At 77.6% G+C, this 666-nt stretch carries 1 pseudogene; it reads left to right on the top strand.

The window, feature by feature from the left end:
• Window positions 1-425: pseudogene (locus OOT08_RS03425) on the top strand (hypothetical protein); the annotation flags it as partial.
• Window positions 426-666 lie beyond the last annotated feature (241 nt).

Genomic DNA, 666 nt, shown 5'->3' with positions numbered 1-666 from the left:
TATGGGCCGGCTTCGCCGCGCCCTGGCTGGGTCGCTTCCGGCCCGAACCCCGCCTGCTCCTCGGCCTGTTGGGCTCCGCGGCCGCGGCTGGCGCGGTCGCCCTGTTTGGCTCCGATCCGATCGGCGTCGGGGTGGGCATGTTCTGCTTCGCGGCCGGGGTCTCGCTCAGCGCGCCAGCGATGATCCAGACCATCACGGGCCTCGCCCCCGCGCAGCGGGGGAGCGTGACCGCGCTCTACACCTTCGCGCTCTTCCTCGGGGCGAGCCTCGCCCCCGTCCTCGTTGCGGCCCTGGCCTCGAATCGCCCCGCCGTCGACCCGGTGGCCACCGCCGCCCTGTGCGCGGTGCCGATCCTTCTGCTCGCCGCGGCGCTCGTCGCCCTCGCCTCGCGCCGCCGGACCACCGCGACCCTCGGGGCTGCCTGATGTCCCCGCGCGCCCCGCGGTCCGCCCCGATGGCGTCCTCCCGCCCTCGTGCTGTTTCCCCCACCGCAAAGGACCCCGACCCATGTTCCCCAGCCACCCCCCGCGCCAGCCCCGCAGCGCACGCCCCGTTCCTGCCCGCACCGGGGCCCGCCCGGGCCTGGCCGCCGTGAGCGCGCTCGCCGCCGCCGCGCTCGCCGTGACCGCGCTCGCGGGATGCTCGGCCCCGAGCGCCACCGCGTCC

The organism is Leucobacter sp. M11 (assembly GCF_035726885.1).
Classification (GTDB): domain Bacteria; phylum Actinomycetota; class Actinomycetes; order Actinomycetales; family Microbacteriaceae; genus JAPFRB01.
Note: the sequence above shows the minus strand (reverse complement) of the source record. Positions and strands in the feature narration are given on the sequence as shown.